At 65.3% G+C, this 20,589-nt stretch carries 20 protein-coding genes; 6 read left to right on the forward strand and 14 right to left on the reverse strand.

Features of this window, described 5'->3' with window-relative positions; all coding sequences use genetic code 11:
- Positions 1 to 4 precede the first annotated feature (4 nt).
- From trpA to grpE, 14 genes are all read right to left on the reverse strand, one after another.
- Complete coding sequence (gene trpA / locus PSQ40_RS08045) at positions 5 to 823, reverse strand: tryptophan synthase subunit alpha (RefSeq protein WP_273950426.1); 819 nt, start codon at positions 821 to 823, stop codon at positions 5 to 7.
- A complete protein-coding gene (gene trpB / locus PSQ40_RS08050) occupies positions 820 to 2,103 on the reverse strand; it encodes a tryptophan synthase subunit beta (protein WP_273950428.1) in 1,284 nt (427 codons plus the stop codon). Before trpB ends, trpA begins: the two co-directional genes overlap by 4 nt.
- The gene (locus PSQ40_RS08055; protein WP_273950430.1) at positions 2,081 to 2,812 is read right to left on the reverse strand and encodes a phosphoribosylanthranilate isomerase; all 732 of its coding nucleotides are present in this window, start codon (positions 2,810 to 2,812) and stop codon (positions 2,081 to 2,083) included. Before PSQ40_RS08055 ends, trpB begins: the two co-directional genes overlap by 23 nt.
- A complete protein-coding gene (truA, locus tag PSQ40_RS08060) occupies positions 2,809 to 3,642 on the reverse strand; it encodes a tRNA pseudouridine(38-40) synthase TruA (RefSeq protein ID WP_273950431.1) in 834 nt (277 codons plus the stop codon). Before truA ends, PSQ40_RS08055 begins: the two co-directional genes overlap by 4 nt.
- 29 nt (positions 3,643 to 3,671) lie before the next feature.
- A complete protein-coding gene (locus tag PSQ40_RS08065; protein WP_273950433.1) occupies positions 3,672 to 6,266 on the reverse strand; it encodes a FimV/HubP family polar landmark protein in 2,595 nt (864 codons plus the stop codon).
- Between the two features lie 226 nt (positions 6,267 to 6,492).
- Positions 6,493 to 7,629, reverse strand: a complete 1,137-nt coding sequence (gene asd / locus PSQ40_RS08070) for an aspartate-semialdehyde dehydrogenase (protein WP_273950435.1) — start codon at positions 7,627 to 7,629, stop codon at positions 6,493 to 6,495.
- 81 nt (positions 7,630 to 7,710) lie between these two features.
- A complete protein-coding gene (leuB, locus tag PSQ40_RS08075; RefSeq protein ID WP_273927229.1) occupies positions 7,711 to 8,799 on the reverse strand; it encodes a 3-isopropylmalate dehydrogenase in 1,089 nt (362 codons plus the stop codon).
- Between the two features lie 65 nt (positions 8,800 to 8,864).
- Positions 8,865 to 9,515, reverse strand: coding sequence for a 3-isopropylmalate dehydratase small subunit (leuD, locus tag PSQ40_RS08080; RefSeq protein ID WP_273950437.1), 651 nt, complete (start codon positions 9,513 to 9,515; stop codon positions 8,865 to 8,867).
- A 12-nt stretch (positions 9,516 to 9,527) separates the two neighbouring features.
- Positions 9,528 to 9,656: an entericidin A/B family lipoprotein gene (locus PSQ40_RS08085; protein ID WP_273950438.1), complete on the reverse strand. Its 129-nt coding sequence runs from the start codon at positions 9,654 to 9,656 to the stop codon at positions 9,528 to 9,530.
- A gap of 12 nt (positions 9,657 to 9,668) precedes the next feature.
- Complete coding sequence (gene leuC / locus PSQ40_RS08090) at positions 9,669 to 11,090, reverse strand: 3-isopropylmalate dehydratase large subunit (RefSeq protein WP_273950440.1); 1,422 nt, start codon at positions 11,088 to 11,090, stop codon at positions 9,669 to 9,671.
- A 34-nt stretch (positions 11,091 to 11,124) separates the two neighbouring features.
- On the reverse strand, positions 11,125 to 12,162 hold the full coding sequence (locus tag PSQ40_RS08095) for a LysR family transcriptional regulator (protein WP_273950442.1): 1,038 nt from the start codon (positions 12,160 to 12,162) through the stop codon (positions 11,125 to 11,127).
- A 188-nt stretch (positions 12,163 to 12,350) separates the two neighbouring features.
- Positions 12,351 to 13,484: a molecular chaperone DnaJ gene (gene dnaJ / locus PSQ40_RS08100; protein WP_273950444.1), complete on the reverse strand. Its 1,134-nt coding sequence runs from the start codon at positions 13,482 to 13,484 to the stop codon at positions 12,351 to 12,353.
- Positions 13,485 to 13,573: 89 nt separating this feature from the next.
- Positions 13,574 to 15,520, reverse strand: coding sequence for a molecular chaperone DnaK (gene dnaK / locus PSQ40_RS08105; protein ID WP_273950445.1), 1,947 nt, complete (start codon positions 15,518 to 15,520; stop codon positions 13,574 to 13,576).
- Positions 15,521 to 15,644: 124 nt separating this feature from the next.
- Positions 15,645 to 16,205 carry a nucleotide exchange factor GrpE gene (gene grpE, locus PSQ40_RS08110; protein ID WP_273950448.1) on the reverse strand — a complete coding sequence of 187 codons (561 nt, stop codon included), beginning with the start codon at positions 16,203 to 16,205 and terminating at the stop codon, positions 15,645 to 15,647.
- Between the two features lie 212 nt (positions 16,206 to 16,417).
- Here grpE and rpsF point away from each other — a divergent pair, with 212 nt between their 5' ends.
- The 6 genes from rpsF (at position 16,418) to PSQ40_RS08140 (ending at position 20,554) form a co-directional block, all read left to right on the forward strand.
- Entirely contained in the window at positions 16,418 to 16,789 is a 372-nt protein-coding gene (rpsF, locus tag PSQ40_RS08115) for a 30S ribosomal protein S6 (protein WP_273950450.1), read from the forward strand.
- Between the two features lie 30 nt (positions 16,790 to 16,819).
- A complete protein-coding gene (gene priB / locus PSQ40_RS08120) occupies positions 16,820 to 17,116 on the forward strand; it encodes a primosomal replication protein N (protein WP_409338571.1) in 297 nt (98 codons plus the stop codon).
- A gap of 16 nt (positions 17,117 to 17,132) precedes the next feature.
- Positions 17,133 to 17,414 carry a 30S ribosomal protein S18 gene (gene rpsR, locus PSQ40_RS08125; RefSeq protein ID WP_011794373.1) on the forward strand — a complete coding sequence of 94 codons (282 nt, stop codon included), beginning with the start codon at positions 17,133 to 17,135 and terminating at the stop codon, positions 17,412 to 17,414.
- A gap of 11 nt (positions 17,415 to 17,425) precedes the next feature.
- Positions 17,426 to 17,878, forward strand: a complete 453-nt coding sequence (gene rplI, locus PSQ40_RS08130; RefSeq protein WP_273950454.1) for a 50S ribosomal protein L9 — start codon at positions 17,426 to 17,428, stop codon at positions 17,876 to 17,878.
- 183 nt (positions 17,879 to 18,061) lie between these two features.
- Positions 18,062 to 19,579, forward strand: a complete 1,518-nt coding sequence (dnaB, locus tag PSQ40_RS08135) for a replicative DNA helicase (RefSeq protein WP_409338563.1) — start codon at positions 18,062 to 18,064, stop codon at positions 19,577 to 19,579.
- Positions 19,580 to 19,594: 15 nt separating this feature from the next.
- A complete protein-coding gene (locus PSQ40_RS08140) occupies positions 19,595 to 20,554 on the forward strand; it encodes an alpha/beta hydrolase (protein ID WP_273950458.1) in 960 nt (319 codons plus the stop codon).
- The last annotated feature ends 35 nt before the right edge of the window (positions 20,555 to 20,589 follow it).

Here is a 20,589-nt window from a genome sequence, read left to right on the forward strand (position 1 = left end):
CGGGTCAGGCCTGACTTTGGTTCAATGCCGATCGGATCTCGCTCAGGAAGGCGCCACACGCGGTGAGCGCCTGCTCGCGCGGAAGATCTTCGATCAGCTGGATGATCTTGCTGCCAATGACCACCGCGTCAGCGACGCGGGACACGGCCACGGCAGTTTGGGCGTCGCGGATGCCGAAGCCCACGCCGACCGGGATTTTGACATGCCGGCGGATGCGGGGCAGCGCGGCCTCGACCGCGTCGGTGTCCAGGTGGCCGGCACCGGTCACGCCCTTGAGCGAGACATAGTACACATAGCCGCTGGCCACTTCGGCGACCTGGGCGATGCGCTCGTCCGTGCTGGTGGGGGCCAGCAGGAAGATCAGGTCCAGGCCGGCGGCCTTGAGGCGGGCCGCGAAATCACGGCATTCCTCGGGCGGGTAGTCCACGATCAGCACCCCGTCCACGCCGGCCGCCGCGGCATCACGGATGAAGGCATTGGCACCGTGCTGCAGGTCATAGCACTCGACCGGGTTGGCGTAGCCCATCAGCACCACGGGGGTGTTGTTGTCACGCTCACGGAAGGTCTTGACCATGGCCAGCACATGCGAGGTGCCAATGCCGTAGGTCAGGGCCTTTTCGCCGGCACGCTGGATCACCGGTCCATCGGCCATGGGGTCGGAAAACGGAACCCCCAGCTCGATGATGTCGGCGCCCGAGGCGACCATGGTGTGCATCAGGTCGGGCGTGATGTCGGCCTGCGGGAAACCGGCGGTGACGTAGGGGATCAGGGCCTTGTGGCCGCGGGCCTGGAGGGCAGCGAGGGTGGCTTGAATGCGGCTCATCGGATCACCTGCATGGCTTGTTCGGCGCCTTTGACGGATTGGCCGCGGCAGCTGGGGCGGCAGAAGAATTCGGCTTGGCTCAGGTCGGCCACGGTGCCGATGTCCTTGTCGCCTCGGCCCGACAGGTTGACCAGGATCGACTGGTCAGCGCGCATGGTCTTGGCCAGTTTCATGGCGTAGGCCACGGCGTGGCTCGATTCGAGCGCCGGGATGATGCCCTCGGTGCGGCACAGGTAGTGGAAGGCCTGCAGCGCTTCGCTGTCGGTCACGCCCACGTACTCGGCGCGGCCAATGTCCTTCAGGTAGGCGTGCTCGGGGCCCACACCGGGGTAGTCCAGGCCGGCGCTGACGCTGTGCGTCTCGGTGATCTGACCATGCGCGTTTTGCAGGATGTAGGTGCGGTTGCCGTGCAGCACGCCCGGGCTGCCCTTTTGCAGCGAGGCCGAGTGCTTGCCGCTGTCCAGGCCTTCGCCGGCGGCTTCGACGCCGATCAGGCGCGTCTTCTCGTAGGGGATGTAGGGGTGGAAGATGCCCATCGCATTGCTGCCGCCGCCCACGCAGGCGATCACCGCGTCGGGTTGCTCCGCCGCCATGTGCAGCTCTTTGAACAGCGACGGCATCTGGGTCAGGCATTCCTCGCCGATCACGCTCTGGAAATCGCGCACCATCATGGGGTAGGGGTGCGGGCCCGCCACGGTGCCGATGATGTAGAAGGTGTTTTCGACGTTGGTGACCCAGTCGCGCATGGCTTCGTTGAGCGCGTCCTTGAGCGTCTTGCTGCCCGAATCCACCGGCACCACCTTGGCGCCGAGCAGGTGCATGCGGTAGACGTTGGGGCTTTGGCGCTTGACGTCTTCGCTGCCCATGTAGACCACGCATTCGAGGCCGTAGCGCGCGCAGATGGTGGCGGTGGCCACACCGTGCTGGCCGGCGCCGGTTTCAGCGATCACGCGGGGCTTGCCCATGCGCTTGGCCAGCATGGCCTGGCCAATGGTGTTGTTGACCTTGTGGGCGCCGGTGTGGTTCAGGTCTTCACGCTTCAGGAAGATCTGCGCACCGCCGACTTCGCGGCTCATGCGGGCCGCGTGGTAGACCGGGGAGGGGCGGCCGACAAAGTGGGCCAGTTCGTAGCGAAATTCCTGCTGGAAAGCCGGGTCGTGCTGGTATTTGGCATAGGCCTCGCGCAACTCGACCAGCGCGTGGGTCAGGGTTTCGCTGGCAAAACTGCCGCCGTAAATGCCGAAGTGACCGCTGGGGTCAGGTTGTTGGTAACTGAACATGGAAAGAAGCCTTGGCAAGCTGTTCATCGGCGGCGCGCACGGCCGTGACGAACTGGAAGATCTTTTCGGCGGACTTGATGCCTTTGGACACCTCGACCCCCGAGCTCACATCAACGGCCAGGGACAAGCCCCGAGGCCGAACTTGCAAAATGCCATCGGTCACGTTTGCAGGCGTGAGTCCACCAGACAAAACGAGGTGAGAGTTGACGCTTGGAGGCAGGAGTGACCAATTGAATGTTTTGCCGCTGCCGCCGTAGCCGTCCACATGGGCGTCTAGCAGGATGGCGCGGGCTTCCTTGTAATCTGAGGCGTATTTTACGAGGTCGAAGGCCGGGGCCGACAAACCGAGGGGAATTCGGGCCGCGCGCAGCCAGGGGCGCTGACCGGGCGCCGCGGCCTGGGCGCACTCGGCCGGGCTTTCGTCGCCGTGGAACTGGATCACTGCGCCGGGCACTTGCGCGCAGGCGGCTTCGACCTCGGCGGCAGGGCTGTTCACGAACAACAGCACCGGGCTCACGAACGGGGGCAGGCGGCGCGCCAGTTCGGCGGCGCGCGCGGCGCTGACGTGGCGCGGGCTGGGCGGGTAGAGCACAAAGCCCACCGCATCGGCCCCGCTGGCCACCACGGCATCGACGTCTTCTTCGCGGGTCAGGCCGCAGATCTTGATGCGCGTGCGTGGCAGGGTGGGGGCGTGGGAGGTTGGGGTCATGGCAGCCAGTCAAAAGCGGGGGTGCGGTCGGGCAGCCCCCATTCTGGGCCATACACGGGGCCCGAAAAATACAGCCCGTCAGGTGCGAAGGTGGGTGCAGCGGCATCGCGCGAGCGGGCCGCCAGCACCTCGGCCATCCAGCTGGCGGGGCGCAGGCCCTGCCCAATCTGCAGCAGGCAACCCATGATGTTGCGGATCATGTGGTGCAAAAAGGCATTGCCTTCGAATTCGAAGCGCCAGTAGCAGGCTTCGAACTGGTGGGCCGTGTCGTGCTGCGCATCCTGCTGGGCCCGGGCCGGGCGGCGGTGGATCTGGATCTGGTAGAGCGTCTTGACAGGGGTCAGCGCCTGGCAGGCCGAGGCCCGGAACGAGCTGAAGTCATGCTCGCCGATCAGCAGGTTGGCGGCCTCTTGCATGGCGTCCTGGTTGAGCTTGCGGAACACCCAGCCCACCGAATGCGACTCCAGGCTGGGCCGCACGGGCGACTGCAACAGCACATAGACATAGCGGCGGCGCAGCGCGCAGGCCCGCGAATGGAAAGCCTGCGGCACCTGCCGCGCCCATTGCACGGCGATGTCGCGCGGCAAGAAAGCATTGGTGCCGCGCACCCAGGACGCGTCAGGCCGCAGCGCGTGGGTGTCAAAGTGCACCACCTGCATCAAGCCGTGCACCCCGGCGTCGGTGCGGCCCGCGCACAGGGTGTTGATGGGCTGGTCGACAAACTGCGACAAGGCCTTCTCGAGCGCGTCCTGCACGGTCGGCACGGTGGCCTGGCTTTGCCAGCCCGCGTAAGCACTGCCCCGGTAACTGATGCCGAGGGCCATCCGCACGGGGGGGCGGAGCTCGGTCCAGGGGCCTTTCAAGCCAGTTGCTCGAGCAGGCGCTCGGCTTTGGTCTTCAGGCTGCCGGTGGCTTCGGCAATGACTTCCTCGACCAGGGCGCGGGCACCGTCGGCGTCGCCGATGGCGTTGAACTCCTCAGCCAAGGCCAGCTTGGTGGCCAGCGGGTCCTCGGGCTGCAGGTCCTGGTCGTCGTCGAAGTCGTCGAGCGTCGGCTCCTGGGGGGCGGCGGGCTCGGCAGGTGCGGGCTCCGCGGGCTCGGCCGGGGTCGATTTTTCGAGTTCGAGCGACAGCGAGTCGAGGTCGAACTCGATCATGCCGGAGTCGCTGGCCGGGGCTTCGGGCTCGGGTTCGAGTCGCGCCGGGGCCGTGGCGTTGCTGTTCGGGAAGTCCAGCTCCTCGGTCAGGTCCACGGCCGGGCTGTCGATCTGGGGCGTCAGTTCGGCGGCCTGGGTGGCCTGGCTCAGGCTGTCCGCGAAGCTCGGTGTCGGCGGCGCGGGGGGCTCGAGGTCGAGGTTCAGGTCGGCAAACGGATCACGTTCCGGCTGGGGGGGCGGGACGCTGCTGGGGGCCTCGTCGAGGGGCAGGTCGAGATCGAGGTCCAGATCCAGGTCGAGGTCACCGCCCGCGGCCGACGGTTCGGTGGGGGCGCTGAAGGGGATCGAGTTCGACGCTTCGGCCGGTACGGGTGCGGGCACCCCGTCGGTGTAGAGCGTGTTGGTCGGGTCCAGCTCTCGACCCAGGTCGCGGATGCGGTCCCACTCGGGGCCTTGGCCCTGGGTAAGGCGGAAAGCCTCGAGTGCCAGCGCGTTGAAGGCCACCAGATCGCGGCGCTTGGCGTAGATCTCGGCCAGCTTGGCGTGGATGGCGACGCGGGTCGGGTTGGTCTTGAGGGCCTCTTTGAGGATCTCTTCGGCCTGCAGGTCGCGGCCGTAGGCCAGGTAAACATCGGCTTCGGCCACCGGGTCCACGTCACCCGCATCGAGCTGGCTGGGGGAGTAGGCCATCGATGAGGAGCCCGTGGTGGAGTCGCGCGTGTCCACGCGCTGGCCACCACTGGCGCCAAAGAACGAGTCGGGCTGCAGCCGGCTTTCGAGGAACGAGCTGTCCACATGGCCGGCGCGGCGGCGGCGCAGCCAGCGCACCAGGCCCAGCCCGCCGAGCAGGGCCAGGATGCCGCCACCCGCGGCGATGGGCAGCAGGGGGGCTTCGCCCAGGAAGCTCAGGAAGCCTGCTTCTTCAGCCGGGGCCGGCACCGGCGCCGGGGGCGGCGGTGGGGGCGCGGGCGGTGCCGGGGGCGCTGCGGCAGGGGCTTCGGGCGCTGCGGCCGGGGCGGCCACGGCCACCGTGGGCGTGGGTTCGGGTGGCGTGACAGCGGCGGCCGGCACGCTCACCGGCGCGGCCGGGGCCACCGTGGCCGTGGCTTCGGTGGGCTTGGTGGCCGGTGCCGGCGCGGTGGTCGCGGTCACGGCGCTGCTGATCTTGTTGAGGTCGCTGAGGTTCTTGTTCAGCTCGGCCAGGCGCTCGGCCTGGGCCTTGGCCTGCTTGTCTTCGGCGATCTTTTGCTCGGCCGATGCGGCACCCGCCTTGTCGGGCAGGGCGCCCTTGGACAGGGTGAGCTTGTCGGGGGCGGCGGCCTGGGGCTTTTTCTCGTCGACCTGGGTCTGTACCTTGCCGCTGGCACTGCGCTCGGCGGGGGCCACGTCCACGCTCGGGGCCTGGTTGGCCAGCTTGCGGCGGAAGTCGTTGAAGTCGCGGCTCTGGGCCTGGATCATCTGCCGGGCTTCGGCCGCGGGCACGGCCTCGGCGGCCGAGGCGTCGGGGATGTCCAGCACGGCACCGGCCTTGAGCCGGTTGACGTTGCCACGCAGGAAGGCGTCGGGGTTGGCCCGCATCAGGGCCACCAGCATCTGGTCCAGCGAGACCTGGCTGGGTTTCACATTGGCGGCAATGCGGCCCGCGGTGTCACCGGTCTTGACGGTCACGGTGTTGCCCGTGGGGGCCGGGGTGGCGGGGGCCGCCGGTGGTGCCTTGGCCACTGCGGGGGCCACCGGGCGGGCCGGGGCCGGGGCGGGCGCTGGGGCCGGGGCGGGCGTCGCCGCAGGCGGGGCCAGCACCACGGGCGGGGCCGAGCGCACGGGCGCCGCCGCGCTCTGGGCCGGGTTCACCGGGGGCGCAGGGGTTTGACGCGCGGCGGGCGGGTCAAACAGCAGGGTGTAGTCGCGCACGATGCGCCCCGAGGACCAGTTGGCTTCGAGGATGAGGTCGACAAAGGGATCGTTGACCACGCGGTCGCTGCGCAGTTGCAGCACGGCACGGCCGTCGGCGCGGCGTACCACGTCGATGTTCAGGCCCGAGAGGGCGCTGTTGTATTCAAAGCCCGCGGTGCGGAAGCTGGCCGGCGACGCGGGGGTGGCGCGCAGGCTGTCGAACTCGGCCGAGGTGATGTCGGGCAGGTCGATCTCGGCGCGCAGGGGCTCTCCCAGCGCGGACTGGACCGTCAGCCGGCCCAGCGCCAGCGCGTGGGCGTCTGCACCCCAGAGCCCGGCCGTGCTGACCAGCAGCGCTGCCAGGGCGGTGCTTTTCCACCGGTTCGTAGAAGCAGATGATGTCATGCTTGGATGTCCGGGTGCAGGTCGAACGGCAGGTCTCTTCTCAACATGGGTAACTTGGCCCGGACTCAAATAATGAAAAAGCACCATAGCATCAAGGCCTTATTCCGACAAGCTGAGGCGCCTGCTGAACAGGCCCTGCGTGATGCGAGACCCAGAACGAAACGGCTGGACGTTGTCAATTCACAACGTCCAGCCGTACTTCGCGCCTGTCGGGTCGCCGGGGGATTTAGGCGTCGAGCAGGATGCGCAGCATGCGGCGCAGCGGCTCGGCAGCGCCCCACAGCAGCTGGTCACCGATGGTGAAGGCGCCGACGTACTCGGGGCCCATGGCGAGCTTGCGCACGCGGCCCACGGGGATGGTCAGGGTGCCGGTCACGGCCACCGGGGTCAGGTCCTGGATGGTGGCTTCACGGGTGTTCGGCACGACCTTGGCCCAGGGGTTGTCGGCGGCGATCATGGCTTCGATGTCGGCCACGGGCACATCCTTCTTGAGCTTGAAGGTCAGGGCCTGGCTGTGGCAGCGCATCGCGCCAATGCGCACGCAGAAGCCGTCGACCGGGATGGCCGGGCTGTTGAAGCCTTCGCCGATGCCCAGGATCTTGTTGGTTTCGGCCATGCCCTTCCATTCTTCGCGGCTGACGCCGTTGCCCAGGTCCTTGTCGATCCAGGGGATCAGCGAACCGCCCAGGGGCACGCCGAAGTTGGCGGTTTCAGCGCCGCTCAGGCTGCGCTGCTTGGCGATGATCTGGCGGTCGATTTCCAGGATGGCGCTCTTGGGGTCGTCCAGCAGGTGCTTGACCTCGGCGTTCAGGGTGCCGAACTGGGTCAGCAGTTCGCGCATGTGCTGGGCGCCGCCGCCCGAAGCGGCCTGGTAGGTCTGGGTGGACATCCACTCGACCAGACCAGCCTTGTACAGCGCACCCACGCCCATCAGCATGCAGCTCACGGTGCAGTTGCCGCCAACCCAGTTGTTGCCGCCCTTGGCCAAGGCGTCCTTGATCACCGGCAGGTTGACTGGGTCCAGGATGATGACGGCGTCGTCCTTCATGCGCAGGGTGGAGGCGGCGTCGATCCAGTGGCCGTTCCAGCCGGCGGCACGCAGCTTGGGGAATACCTCGGTGGTGTAGTCCCCGCCTTGTGCGGTCAGGATGATGTCGCAGCGCTTGAGCGCGTCGATGTTGTAGGCGTCCTGCAGGACGGTTTCGTTCTTCGCTTGCGCGGGGGCCTGGCCACCGGCGTTGGAAGTCGAGAAGAAAACGGGTTCGATCAGGCCGAAGTCACCCTCAGCCGTCATGCGGTCGATCAGCACCGAGCCGACCATGCCGCGCCAACCCACCAAACCTACGAGATTACCTACCTTCATCACATTGCCCTTTCAGAAAAATGAAATCTTCTTGTCCCCGGCTCGTCGGGCCGGGGAGGGCGTGACGAACCGGGCTACTGCTTAGCCTTTAATGGTCGTCTTGGTAATGGCAGCCACCACGGCATCACCCATTTCGCGGGTGCTGACCTTGGTTGTGCCTTCCGAGTAGATGTCAACGGTTCTGAGGCCAGCAGCCAGCACCGATTGCACCGCGGACTCGATTCGGTCGGCGGCTTCGGCTTGGTTGAGGGAGAAGCGGAGCATCATGGCAGCGGAGAGTATTGTAGCCAAAGGATTGGCAATGCCCTTGCCGGCGATGTCGGGGGCGCTGCCATGGCTCGGTTCGTACAGGCCTTGGTTGCTCGAATTCAGGCTGGCCGAGGGCAGCATGCCGATCGAGCCGGTCAGCATCGCGGCCTCGTCGGACAGGATGTCGCCGAACATGTTGCCGGTCACCACCACGTCGAACTTCTTGGGGGCCTTGACCAGTTGCATGGCGGCGTTGTCGACGTACATGTGGTCGAGTTCCACGTCGGGGTACTGCTGGCCCACTTCGATCATGATGTCCTTCCAGAACTGGAAGGTTTCGAGCACGTTGGCCTTGTCCACGCTGGTCACACGCTTGCTGCGCTTGCGGGCCGCCTGGAAGGCGACGTGGGCGATGCGCTCCACCTCGGGGCGCGAATAGCGCATGGTGTCGAAGGCTTCTTCGGCGCCAGGGAAGTGGCCGTCCACGGCGGTGCGGCGGCCGCGCGGTTGACCGAAGTAGATGTCGCCGGTCAGCTCGCGGATGATCAGGATGTCCAGGCCCGCGATCAGCTCGGGCTTCAGGCTCGACGCGCCCACCAGCTGCTCGTAGCAGATGGCGGGACGGAAATTGGCAAACAGGCCCAGGTTCTTGCGCAGGCCCAGGATGGCTTGTTCGGGGCGCAGCGGTCGGTCGAGCTTGTCGTATTTCCAGTCGCCCACGGCGCCGAACAGGATGGCGTCCGATTCCTTGGCCAGCTTGAGGGTCGACTCGGGCAGTGGGTGGCCGTGGGCTTCGTAGGCGGCACCGCCGACGAGGGCGGTTTCGGTTTCAAACTTCAGGTCCAGCACGTTCAGGACCTTGACCGCTTCGGCCACGATTTCGGTACCAATGCCGTCACCGGGCAGGATGGCGATTTTCATGAGACAACACTTTCAAACGACCGGCTGCGCCGGCCAACAACACGAGGGCTAAAAAGGAGGTCGGCTCAGCCGACCATGGTTTGGGCCAGCCAGGGCTTCTGGGCCAGGCGTTCGGCTTCAAACGCCTTGATCTTGTCGGACTGGCGCAGGGTCAGGCCGATGTCGTCGAAGCCGTTCAGCAGGCAGTACTTGCGGAAGGCGTTGACTTCAAACGGGATCTCTTCGCCTTGCGGGCGCACGATCACCTGGCGCTCCAGGTCGATGGTGAGCTGGTAGCCCGGGAAGGCCAGCACTTCGTCAAACAACTGGGCCACGGTGGCCTCGGGCAACTGGATCGGCAGCAGGCCGTTCTTGAAGCTGTTGTTGAAGAAGATGTCGGCAAAGCTCGGCGCAATGATGGTGCGGAAGCCAAATTGGTCCAGCGCCCAGGGCGCGTGCTCGCGCGAGGAGCCGCAACCGAAGTTCTTGCGTGCCAGCAGGATCGAAGCGCCTTGGTAGCGCGGCTGGTTCAGCACGAAGTCGGGGTTGGGTTTGCGGCTGGCGGGGTCCTGGCCCGGCTCGCCGTGGTCCAGATAACGCCATTCGTCAAACAGGTTGGGGCCGAAGCCGGTCTTGCGGATCGACTTCAGGAACTGCTTGGGAATGATGGCGTCGGTGTCGACGTTCTCGCGGTCCATCGGGGCCACGAGGCCCTTGTGCACGGTGAATTTTTTCATGGCGGTTCGTTCTTATTTCTTGGCGGCGTTTTCAATCGCCGAGCCGGCTTTTTGGACGTCCTCGCCCAGGCCTCTGACAGTGTTGCAACCCATCAGAGCGACCAGGGCAGTGAGGGTCAGTGCGGTGGTGAGTCGGTTCATGGCGGAGCTCCTTCAGGCAAATTGACGGACGTCGACGAAGTGACCGTGCACGGCAGCGGCCGCCGCCATGGCGGGGCTCACCAGGTGGGTGCGGCCCCCGGCGCCTTGGCGGCCTTCAAAGTTGCGGTTGCTGGTCGAGGCGCAGCGCTCGCCTGGCTCGAGGCGGTCGGCATTCATGGCCAGGCACATCGAGCAGCCCGGTTCGCGCCATTCAAAGCCCGCGGCCTTGAAGATCTGGTCCAGGCCTTCGCGTTCGGCCTGTTCCTTGACCAGGCCCGAACCCGGCACCACCATCGCCACCTTGATGTTCTTGGCCACTTTCTGGCCCAGGCGCTTGACCACGGCCGCGGCTTCGCGCATGTCTTCGATGCGGCTGTTGGTGCAGGAGCCAATGAACACCTTGTCGACGAAGATGTCGTTCAGCGCCTTGCCAGGTTCGAGGTTCATGTAGGTCAGCGCACGTTCGATGGCGCCGCGCTTGTTGGCGTCCTTTTCCTTGTCGGGATCGGGCACCCGGGCGTCAATGCCCAGCACCATTTCGGGCGAGGTGCCCCAGGTGACTTGCGGCACGATCTGGGCGGCGTCGAGTTCGACCACCGCGTCGAAGACGGCGTCGGCGTCCGAGTGCAAGGTCTTCCAGTAGGCGATGGCCTGCTCGAGTTCGACCCCGGTCGGGGCCAGCGGGCGGCCCTTGACGTACTCGATGGTCTTGTCGTCCACGGCCACCAGACCCGCGCGGGCGCCGGCTTCGATGGCCATGTTGCAGACCGTCATGCGGCCTTCCATCGACAGCGCACGGATCGCCGAACCGGCGAACTCGATGGTGTAGCCGGTGCCGCCGGCGGTACCGATCTTGCCGATGATGGCCAGCACGATGTCCTTGGCCGTGACGCCCTTGGTGACCGTGCCCTCGACCTTGATCAGCAGGTTCTTGGCCTTCTTGGCCAGCAGGGTCTGCGTGGCCATGACGTGCTCGACCTCGCTGGTGCCGATGCCGTGGGCCAGTGCGCCGAAGGCACCGTGGGTGGAGGTGTGCGAGTCGCCGCAGACCACGGTCATGCCGGGCAGGGTGGCGCCGTTCTCCGGGCCGATCACGTGCACGATGCCTTGGCGCTTGGACATGAACGGGAAGAACGCGGCGGCGCCGAATTCCTTGATGTTGCTGTCCAGCGTGGTGATCTGTTCTTTGCTGATCGGGTCGGTGATGCCGTCGTAGCCCAGTTCCCAGCCTGTCGTCGGGGTGTTGTGGTCGGCGGTGGCGACGATGGAGCTCACGCGCCAGACCTTGCGGCCGGCCTCGCGCAGGCCTTCAAAGGCTTGCGGGCTGGTGACTTCGTGCACCAGGTGGCGGTCGATGTAGAGGATGGACGTGCCGTCTTCTTCGGTGTGAACGACGTGTTCGTCCCAGATCTTGTCGTAAAGGGTGCGTCCCATGGTGGTTCTCTGGTCTTTCGTGAGGAATTGAATTTTAGGCGGGCAGGGCCTGGGCCCGGGTCGGCGTGGCCGGGGCCACCGCGGTCACGCTGGTGGGGTGGGGCTCCGGGCGGGCGCCGGCCCGTGCGGGAGGTTCGGGTTGGCGCGGGGGCTGGCTGGCGCGCAGGTGCTCGGCCAGCAGGCGCGCCGTCATGGGCAGGGCCTGGAAGTCGCGTGCCACGATGCGCAGTTCGCGGTGGGCCCAGTCGTCGGTCAGGCGCACGGCCTGCAACTGGCCCACGCCCTGCATCAGCGCAAAGGCGCGGTCTGGCAGCACGCCAACGCCCAGACCGTTGTCGATCATGCGGTACATGGCGTCCAGCCCGGTGACCTGGATGCGCAGCTTGAGCGTGCGGCCCGCGGCGGCGGCGGCCTGCTGCATCGCCAGGCTGATGCTGCTGTTGGCGTGCAGGCCCACGATGTCGTGGTCCAGCACGTCGGCAAAACTGGCTTCGCTCTGGCCGGCCAGCGGGTGGTCGTGCGGCAGCACCAGCACCAGGCGGTCTTCGCGGTAGGGCAGGGTCTGCAGCGGCGTGCCCAGGCTGGCGCTGTCGCGCACATGGCAGATGCCAAGGTCGGCGGCGCCTTCGCTGACGGCCTGCATCACGTCGGGGCTGAGGTGTTCTTCGAGGTCGATCTTGATCTGCTCGTGCTCGCGTGTGAAGGCGCCCAGGTCCTCGGGCAGAAACTGCACGATGGCCGAAATGTTGGCGTGGATGCGCACGTGGCCGCGCACGCCATCGGCGTATTCGCTGAGTTCACCCTGCATTTTCTCGAGGCCGTAGAGCACGGTGCGGGCGTGGTGCAGCAGGCTTTCGCCGGCCGGGGTCAGGCGAACGCCCCGGCTGTGGCGGTACAGCAACTGGGTGTCGACGGTGGCTTCCAGGTCGCTCAGGCGTTTGCTGACCGCCGAGGCCGCGATGAACTCGCGTTCCGCGGCCTTGCCAATGCTGCCCAGCTCGCACACGGCGACGAAGAGTTGCAGCGAGGTGAGGTCGATTCGACGGGCGAAATTGCGCTCTGAGCTTTTCATGTGGCTTTGATTCATCTCGGTTGAAGATGAATTATCTATTTTCTACGGGTTTTTTGCCTTCCGAATTCTCCATCGACGATGGCTGCCTTCTTTTTTGTGGCGAGGTCTGGCCCTGGGCGCTGGCGCGCAGGCATGAAAAAAGCCCGCACTGGGCGGGCTTTTGAAGGGGGGCTGAGTCGGTGCCGACTTCAGCTGAAGAAGTTCTTCAGGCGGTCGGTCCAGCTGTCTCCGCTGGGCGAATGCTTGCCACCGCCTTTCTTGAGCGACTCTTCGAGTTCGCGCAGCAGCTTGCGCTGGTGCTCGGTCAGCTTGACCGGTGTCTCGACCGCGATGTGGCAGTACAGGTCGCCCGGGTAGCTGGCGCGCACGCCCTTGATGCCCTTGCCGCGCAGTCGGAACTGCTTGCCGGCCTGGGTGCCTTCGGGGATGTCGATGGCGGCCTTGCCTTGCAGGGTCGGGACTTCGATCTCGCCGCCCAGGGCGGCGGTGATGAAGCTCACCGGCACCGAGCAGTGCAGGTCGTCGCCGTCGCGCTCGAAGATGTCGTGCTTCTTGAGGCGGATCTCGATGTACAGGTCGCCCGGCGGGCCACCGTTGGTACCGGGTTCGCCGTTGCCCACGCTGCGGATGCGCATGCCGTCGTCGATGCCGGCGGGGATCTTGACCTCGAGCGTCTTCTGCTTCTTGATCTTGCCCTGGCCGTGGCACACGGTGCAGGGCTCGGGGATCACCTTGCCGCTGCCGCGGCAGGTCGGGCAGGTTTGTTGCACGCTGAAGAAGCCTTGGCGCATCTGCACGCTGCCCTGGCCGTTGCAGGTGCCGCAGGTCTTGGCGCTGGTGCCGGGCTTGGCGCCCGAGCCGTGGCAGGTGTCGCAGCTGTCCCAGCTCGGGATGCGGATCTGTGCATCCTTGCCGCGCGCGGCTTCCTCGAGGGTGATTTCCATCGCGTAGCTCAGGTCACCGCCGCGGTAGACCTGGCGGCCACCGGCCCGGCCACCGCCGCGCTGCTGGCCGAACATGTCGCCGAAGATGTCGCCAAAGGCTTCGGCAAAGCCGCCGTAGCCTTCGCCGCCCGGGCCGCGCATGTTGGGGTCCACGCCCGCGTGGCCATGCTGGTCGTAGGCCGCCCGCTTTTGCGGGTCGCTGAGCATTTCGTAGGCTTCCTTGGCTTCCTTGAATTTCTCCTCGGCAGCTTTGGCGGCATCACCCTGGTTGCGGTCAGGGTGGTGCTTCATCGCGAGCTTGCGATAAGCCTTCTTGATTTCTTCATCCGAGGCGGTCTTGCTGACGCCCAGGATTTCGTAAAAGTCTCGTTTAGCCATGGGTTTTCCGAGCCGGTTTCAACACAAACGCCGCGCAGGGCCCTGTTCAGGGCACAGCGCGGCGGGCCATGCAGAAAGGCGAGGGGCGATCAGCCCTTCTTCACTTCCTTGACTTCGGCGTCCACCACGTTGTCGTCAGCGGGCTTGGAAGCAGATTCCGCGCCAGCAGCGCCTGCGGCTTCGGCCCCCCCGGCGGCAGCCGCCTGGGCAGCTTGCTCGGCCGCGTAGACCTTCTCGCCCAGCTTTTGGCTGGCGGTCATCAGGGCGTTGCTCTTTTCTTCGATGGCGGCCTTGTCGTCACCCTTGAGGGCTTCTTCGAGGTCCTTGACGGCGGCTTCGATCTTGTCCTTGTCGCCGGCATCGAGCTTGTCGCCGTGTTCGCCCAGGCTCTTCTTGACGCTGTGCACGGTGGCTTCGCCTTGGTTGCGGGCTTGCACCAGTTCGAGCTTCTTCTTGTCCTCGGCGGCGTTCAGCTCGGCATCCTTCACCATCTTCTGGATTTCTTCTTCCGACAGGCCCGAGTTGGCCTTGATGGTGATCTTGTTTTCCTTGCCGGTGCCCTTGTCCTTGGCACCGACGTGCAGGATGCCGTTGGCGTCGATGTCGAAGGACACTTCAATCTGGGGCACGCCACGCGGTGCGGGCGGGATGCCTTCGAGGTTGAACTCACCCAGCAGCTTGTTGCCCGAGGCCATTTCGCGTTCACCCTGGTAGACCTTGATGGTCACGGCCGGCTGGTTGTCGTCGGCGGTGGAATAGGTCTGAGCGAACTTGGTCGGGATGGTGGTGTTCTTCTGGATCATCTTGGTCATCACGCCGCCCAGGGTTTCGATGCCCAGGGACAGGGGGGTGACGTCCAGCAGCAGCACGTCCTTGCGGTCGCCCGACAGCACTTGGCCTTGGATGGCCGCGCCAACGGCCACGGCTTCATCGGGGTTCACGTCCTTGCGCGGGTCCTTCCCGAAGAATTCCTTGACCTTCTCTTGCACCTTGGGCATGCGGGTCATGCCGCCGACCAGGATCACGTCGTCGATTTCGCCGACCGACACGCCAGCGTCCTTGATGGCCATGCGGCAGGGGGCGATGGTGCGCTCGATCAGCTCTTCCACCAGTTGTTCCAGCTTGGCGCGGGTCAGCTTGATGTTCAGGTGCTTGGGGCCCGATGCGTCAGCGGTGATGTAGGGCAGGTTCAGGTCGGTGGCGGCCGAGGACGACAGCTCGATCTTGGCCTTTTCGGCGGCTTCCTTCAGGCGTTGCAGGGCCAGCACGTCCTTGGACAGGTCAACGCCTTGCTCCTTCTTGAACTCGGTGATGATGTGGTCAATGATGCGTTGGTCGAAGTCTTCGCCACCCAGGAAGGTGTCGCCGTTGGTGGACAGCACTTCGAATTGCTTTTCGCCGTCGACGTCGGCGATTTCGATGATCGAGACGTCGAAGGTGCCGCCGCCCAGGTCATACACGGCGATCTTGCGGTCGCCCTTTTCCGACTTGTCCAGGCCAAAGGCCAGGGCTGCTGCGGTCGGTTCGTTGATGATGCGCTTCACATCCAGACCGGCGATGCGGCCAGCGTCCTTGGTGGCTTGGCGCTGGGCGTCGTTGAAGTAGGCCGGCACGGTGATCACGGCCTCGGTCACGGCTTCGCCCAGGTAGTCCTCGGCGGTCTTCTTCATCTTGCGCAGGATGTCGGCCGACACTTGCTGGGCCGAGATCTGCTTGCCACGCACTTCCACCCAGGCGTCGCCGTTGTCGGCGGCCACGATGGAGTAGGGCATCAGGTTGATGTCCTTCTGGACTTCTTTTTCGGTGAACTTGCGGCCGATCAGGCGCTTGATCGCGTACAGCGTGTTCTTGGGGTTGGTCACGGCCTGGCGCTTGGCCGAGGCGCCGACCAGCACTTCGCCGTCTTCCTGGTAAGCCACGATGGACGGCGTGGTGCGGGCGCCTTCCGAGTTCTCAATCACCTTGGTGGTGTTGCCTTCCATGACGGACACGCAGCTGTTGGTCGTGCCCAGGTCGATGCCGATGATTTTTCCCATGATTTACTCCTGTGTTTTGAACCTGCGGCTGGTCTGGCCGGCCGCTTGGGTGTGAATTGAATCTGTTGATGAGGTGTGGATAACTCGCCCGGTTTCAAGCCCGGTCGAGCCGTTCACCGCGTCTTTATTTGGGGGCGGCCACCGTCACCAGGGCCGGGCGCAGGGTGCGGTCGGCGATGGAATAGCCTTTTTGCAGCACGGACACCACGGTGTTGGCTTCCTGGTCGGCGGGCACCATGCTGATGGCTTGGTGCAGGTGCGGGTCGAACTTGCTGCCGGCGGGCGGGTTGATGGCCAGCACCTTGTTGCGCTCGAGGGCGGCGCTCAGTTGGCGCAGCGTGGCTTCGGCGCCTTCGCGGATCTGTTCGGGGGTGGCGTCCTTGATGGCCAGGCCGGCTTCAAGGCTGTCGGCCACGGGCAGCAGGCTTTCGGCAAAGCTCTCGATGCCGAACTTGCGCGCTTTGGCGACTTCTTCTTCGGCGCGGCGGCGGGCGTTCTCGGCCTCGGCCTTGGCGCGCAGGAACTGATCGGCCAGATCGGCGCTCTTGGCCTTCAGGGCGGCGAGTTCGGCTTGGGCCTGGGCCAGGGCTTCAACGTCGTTGGCGGCCTGAGCGGCTTCCAGTTCTTCGGGGCTCATCGGTCCGCCGGCCATGGCCTGCTGTTGGTTTTCTTTGGAATCAGACATTGTGCTTGGAGTCGATCAGTTGACGAAACGGGATGCCGCGTATCTTGGGGCGGCCCGGAACTTTTCAAGGCGTGGATTGTCCACTGCTTTCATTCCGTTCCCACGCAGCGTGAACGCTTGCGAAATTCGCAGGAGCGCTGGTATACTCGTGGGCTTTGCCTTGCCGTACTGCTACAGGCGCAGCGGACGGCTTCACCCAGAAGGAGTACTCAATGCGTCATTATGAAATCGTTTTGCTGATTCACCCGGATCAGAGCGAACAGGTTCCGGCCATGCTGGAGCGCTACAAGGGCATGATCACCGCCGGCGGCGGCAAGATCCACCGCGTGGAAGACTGGGGCCGTCGTCAACTGGCGTACCTGATCAACAAGCTGGCCAAGGCCCACTACCTGTGCGTCAACATCGAAGCTGACCAAGCTGTGATGGCCGAACTGGAACACGCGTTCAAGTTCAACGATGCCGTGCTGCGTCACCTGACCGTCGTCAAGAAGAAGGCTGACACCGGCCCGTCTTCGATGATGAAGACCGTCGAGCGTGAAGAGGCCCGCAAGGCCCAGCAAGCTGAATTCGCCGCTGCCAACTGATCTGGCCTGCGCGATTCGACTGACTGATTCATAGGGAATGTGAACCACTTTGTATTGACTGCCGTGATCGTTGAGGCCAAGCCGATGCGATTCACCCCTGCTGGTTTGCCTGCACTGGACGTGCGACTCGAAGCCGAGTCGCAAGTCGAAGAGGCAGGTCAGCAACGCAAGGTGCAAGTCGCCATGCGGGCAGTGGCCCTGGGGGCGCAAGCCGAGCGACTGGCCAGACAGTCGCTGGGCACGGTCTTGAAATTCACCGGATTTCTCGCCACCCCCCGCAACGTCAAGACGGTTGTGTTTCACATTCAGGAATTCCAGCAAGATTAAATTTCAGGAGGCCAACATGGCCACGTTCAAGAAGTTCAACAAAGACAAGCGCCCGAAGCGCAACACCCAGTCCCTGCTGTTCAAGCGCAAGCGCTTCTGCCGCTTCACCGTCGCTGGCGTCGAAGAAATCGACTACAAGGACGTTGACACCCTGCGCGATTTCATCGCTGAAAACGGCAAGATCATCCCCGCTCGCCTGACCGGCACGCGCGCCATCTACCAACGCCAGCTGAACACCGCCATCAAGCGCGCTCGCTTCCTGGCCCTGGTGCCGTACAGCGACCAGCACAAGATCTAAGGAGAACAACCATGCAAATCATTCTGCTCGACAAGGTTGTGAACCTGGGTAACCTGGGCGAAATCGTCAAGGTCAAGGACGGCTACGCCCGCAACTTCCTGATCCCTTCGGGCCGCGCTCGCCGCGCCACCGAAGCCGCCAAGGCTGAGTTCGAAGCCAAGCGCGCCGAACTCGAAAAGGCCGCTGCCGCCAAGCTGGCCGAAGCCCAAGCCCAAGGCGAAAAGCTGGCCGGTACCACCGTCAAGCTGACCCAAAAGGCTGGCGTGGACGGCCGTCTGTTTGGTTCTGTGACCAACCACGACATCGCTGAAGAACTGAACAAGCAAGGCTACAAGGTCGTCAAGGCCCAGATCCGCCTGCCCAACGGTCCCCTGAAGACCGTCGGCGACAGCACCATCAGCGTGGCTCTGCACACCGACGTGGTGGTTGAAGTCAACGTGTCCGTGTACGGCGAAACCGCCTGATCACGCAGCATCCGTGCTTCTGAGAAGCCGCCTTCGGGCGGCTTTTCTTTTTGGTGGATGGCTCGGGCCGTGTGGTCCGGGCTTGTCCCAGGCCTGTCCACGCTGGGGTCACAGCTTATCCACAGCCTTGTCCCAGACGTTCGGGGCCGAAGCGCGTACGATCAAAGGTTGTCAAGGAAAGCCATGTCCGCTGTATTTCCCCCCATGGATCCGGATTTCGAACCTGAATTCCACCCGCCGTCGCCCGACGACTTGCTGCATGACCTGCCGCCCGTGGAGTCGATCCCCCCGCTGGCGTCGTCCCCCAGCCCCGCGGCCGCGGTGGCCGATGTCGACCGCGAGGTCTCGCAACTGCGCGTGCCGCCGCACTCCATCGAGGCCGAGTCCAGTGTGCTCGGCGGTTTGCTGCTGGACAACAGCGCCTGGGACCGCGTCGGCGACGTGCTGGCCGAGGGCGACTTTTACCGCTACGAGCACCGGGTGATCTTTGGGGTGCTGGGGGCGTTGATCAACGCCTCCAAGCCGGCCGACGTGATCACGGTGTACGAGCGCCTGCAGAACCTGGGCAAGTCCGAAGAGGTGGGGGGGCTGACCTACCTGAACAACCTGGCCCAGTACGTGCCCAGTGCCAGCAACATCCGGCGCTATGCCGAGATCGTGCGCGAGCGCGCGGTGCTGCGCAAGCTGGTCACCGCCAGCGACGAGATCGCCACCGCGGCCTTCAACCCCAAGGGGCGGCCGGTGGAGAAGATCCTGGACGAGGCCGAAGCCAAGATCTTCAACATCGGTGAAGAGGGTTCGCGCAACAAGCAGGGCTTTCAGTCCATGGACTCGCTGGTGGTCGACCTGCTGGACCGCGTCCAGGAAATGGCCGACAACACCAACGACATCACCGGGGTGCCGACCGGCTTCCACGACCTGGACCGCATGACCTCGGGTCTGCAGCCGGGTGACTTGGTGGTGCTGGCCGCGCGTCCCTCGATGGGCAAGACCGCTTTCGCCATCAACATCGCCGAGCACGTGGCTGTCAACGAGGGCCTGCCGGTGGCGGTGTTCTCGATGGAAATGGGCGCCGCGCAGCTGGCGGTGCGTATCGTGGGTTCGATCGGGCGCATCAACCAGGGTAACCTGCGCACGGGCAAGCTGACCGATGACGAGTGGCCGCGCCTGACCGAGGCCATTGAGCGCCTGCGCACCGTGTCGCTGCACATCGATGAAACCCCGGGCTTGTCGCCCGGCGAGTTGCGCGCCAACTCGCGCCGGCTGGCGCGGCAGTGCGGCAAGATGGGTTTGATCGTGGTCGACTACCTGCAGCTGATGAGCGGTTCGGGGTCGGCAGCCAGTGCCGACAACCGTGCCACTGAACTCGGTGAAATCTCGCGGGGCTTGAAGATGTTGGCCAAGGAGCTTCAGTGCCCGGTGATCGCACTGTCGCAGCTGAACCGAAGCGTGGAGCAGCGCACCGACAAGCGCCCCATGATGAGTGACTTGCGTGAGTCCGGCGCCATCGAGCAGGATGCGGACATCATCATGTTTATTTACAGAGACGACTACTACAACAAGGAAAGCAAGGATCAGAATCTCGCTGAGGTCATCATCGGCAAGCAGCGTAACGGTCCGACCGGGACGGTGAAGCTGTATTTCCACAAGGCGCAGACTCGGTTCGAAACCTTGGCGATGGGGGCTTCCGACGACTTTTAAATCTGCCAACCGCCCATGTCCCAGCCCGCTGCCCGCCATCTGTTGTCTGTTGCCCACCGTCGCTTGGGGCGGCGTGGATGGGGGGTGTTGCTGGGCTTGTGTTGGCTGGCCTGTGTGTTGGTGGGCTGGCGCCTTTGGCGCCATGAGCAGGTGGTGCACCACATGCTGCACCCGGCGCGCCAGGCGCTCACCGCCGAGGAGCGCGCGCAGGCCCAGGCGCGCTTGCCGGGCTTGCGCGAGGTCAGTTTCAACACCACCGATGGCTTGACCTTGCGGGGTTGGTACGTGCCCTCGCACAGCGGGGCTGCGGTGGTCATGGTGCACGGGGCCGGGGCCAACCGGGCCTGGTTCCTCGAGGAGGCGGTGGCCTTGTCGCAGCGTGGCCTGGGGGTTTTGTTGTACGACAACCGCGCCAATGGCGAGAGCGATGGCGACACCCAGACCTGGGGTGACCACGAACAAGACGATTTGCGTGGTGCGCTGGATTTTGTGCAAGCGCAGCCCGACGTCGATCCGCAGCGCCTGGGGGCGGTGGGTTTCTCGATTGGTGCCTACACCGTGGCCATGGTGGCGGCGCAGGATCCGCGCATCCGTGCCGTGGTGCTCAAGGCGGTCTGGACCTCGCTGCCCGATGAGCTGCTGTTCATGGCGGGCCCCACGGGGCGCTTCAACGCCTGGTTGCTGGGGCAGGAGTTCAGCTGGGCGGGGGTGCGGCTGGACCGGGTCCACCCGGGCGACCTGGTGGCGGCGATCGCCCCGCGTCCCTTGTTGGTGGTGGCGGGTGACCAGGACCGCGATGCGCCCATGAGCGTGTCACGCGCGGTATACGAGGCCGCGCGCGAACCCAAGCAATGGCGCTTGATCCCGGGGGCCACCCATGTGGACTACGAGCGCCTGGGGGGCGACGCGTTGCACCAGCAGGTGGCCCAGTTCTTCTGCCGCGGCTTGGCGTCGAAGGTGCCCGCGGCGCTTTGAGCGGGATGGCCAGCGCGTCTGCTGCGCCTTTCAAG

Origin of the sequence: Curvibacter cyanobacteriorum, assembly GCF_028649475.1 — a bacterium.
GTDB lineage: Bacteria > Pseudomonadota > Gammaproteobacteria > Burkholderiales > Burkholderiaceae_C > Curvibacter > Curvibacter cyanobacteriorum.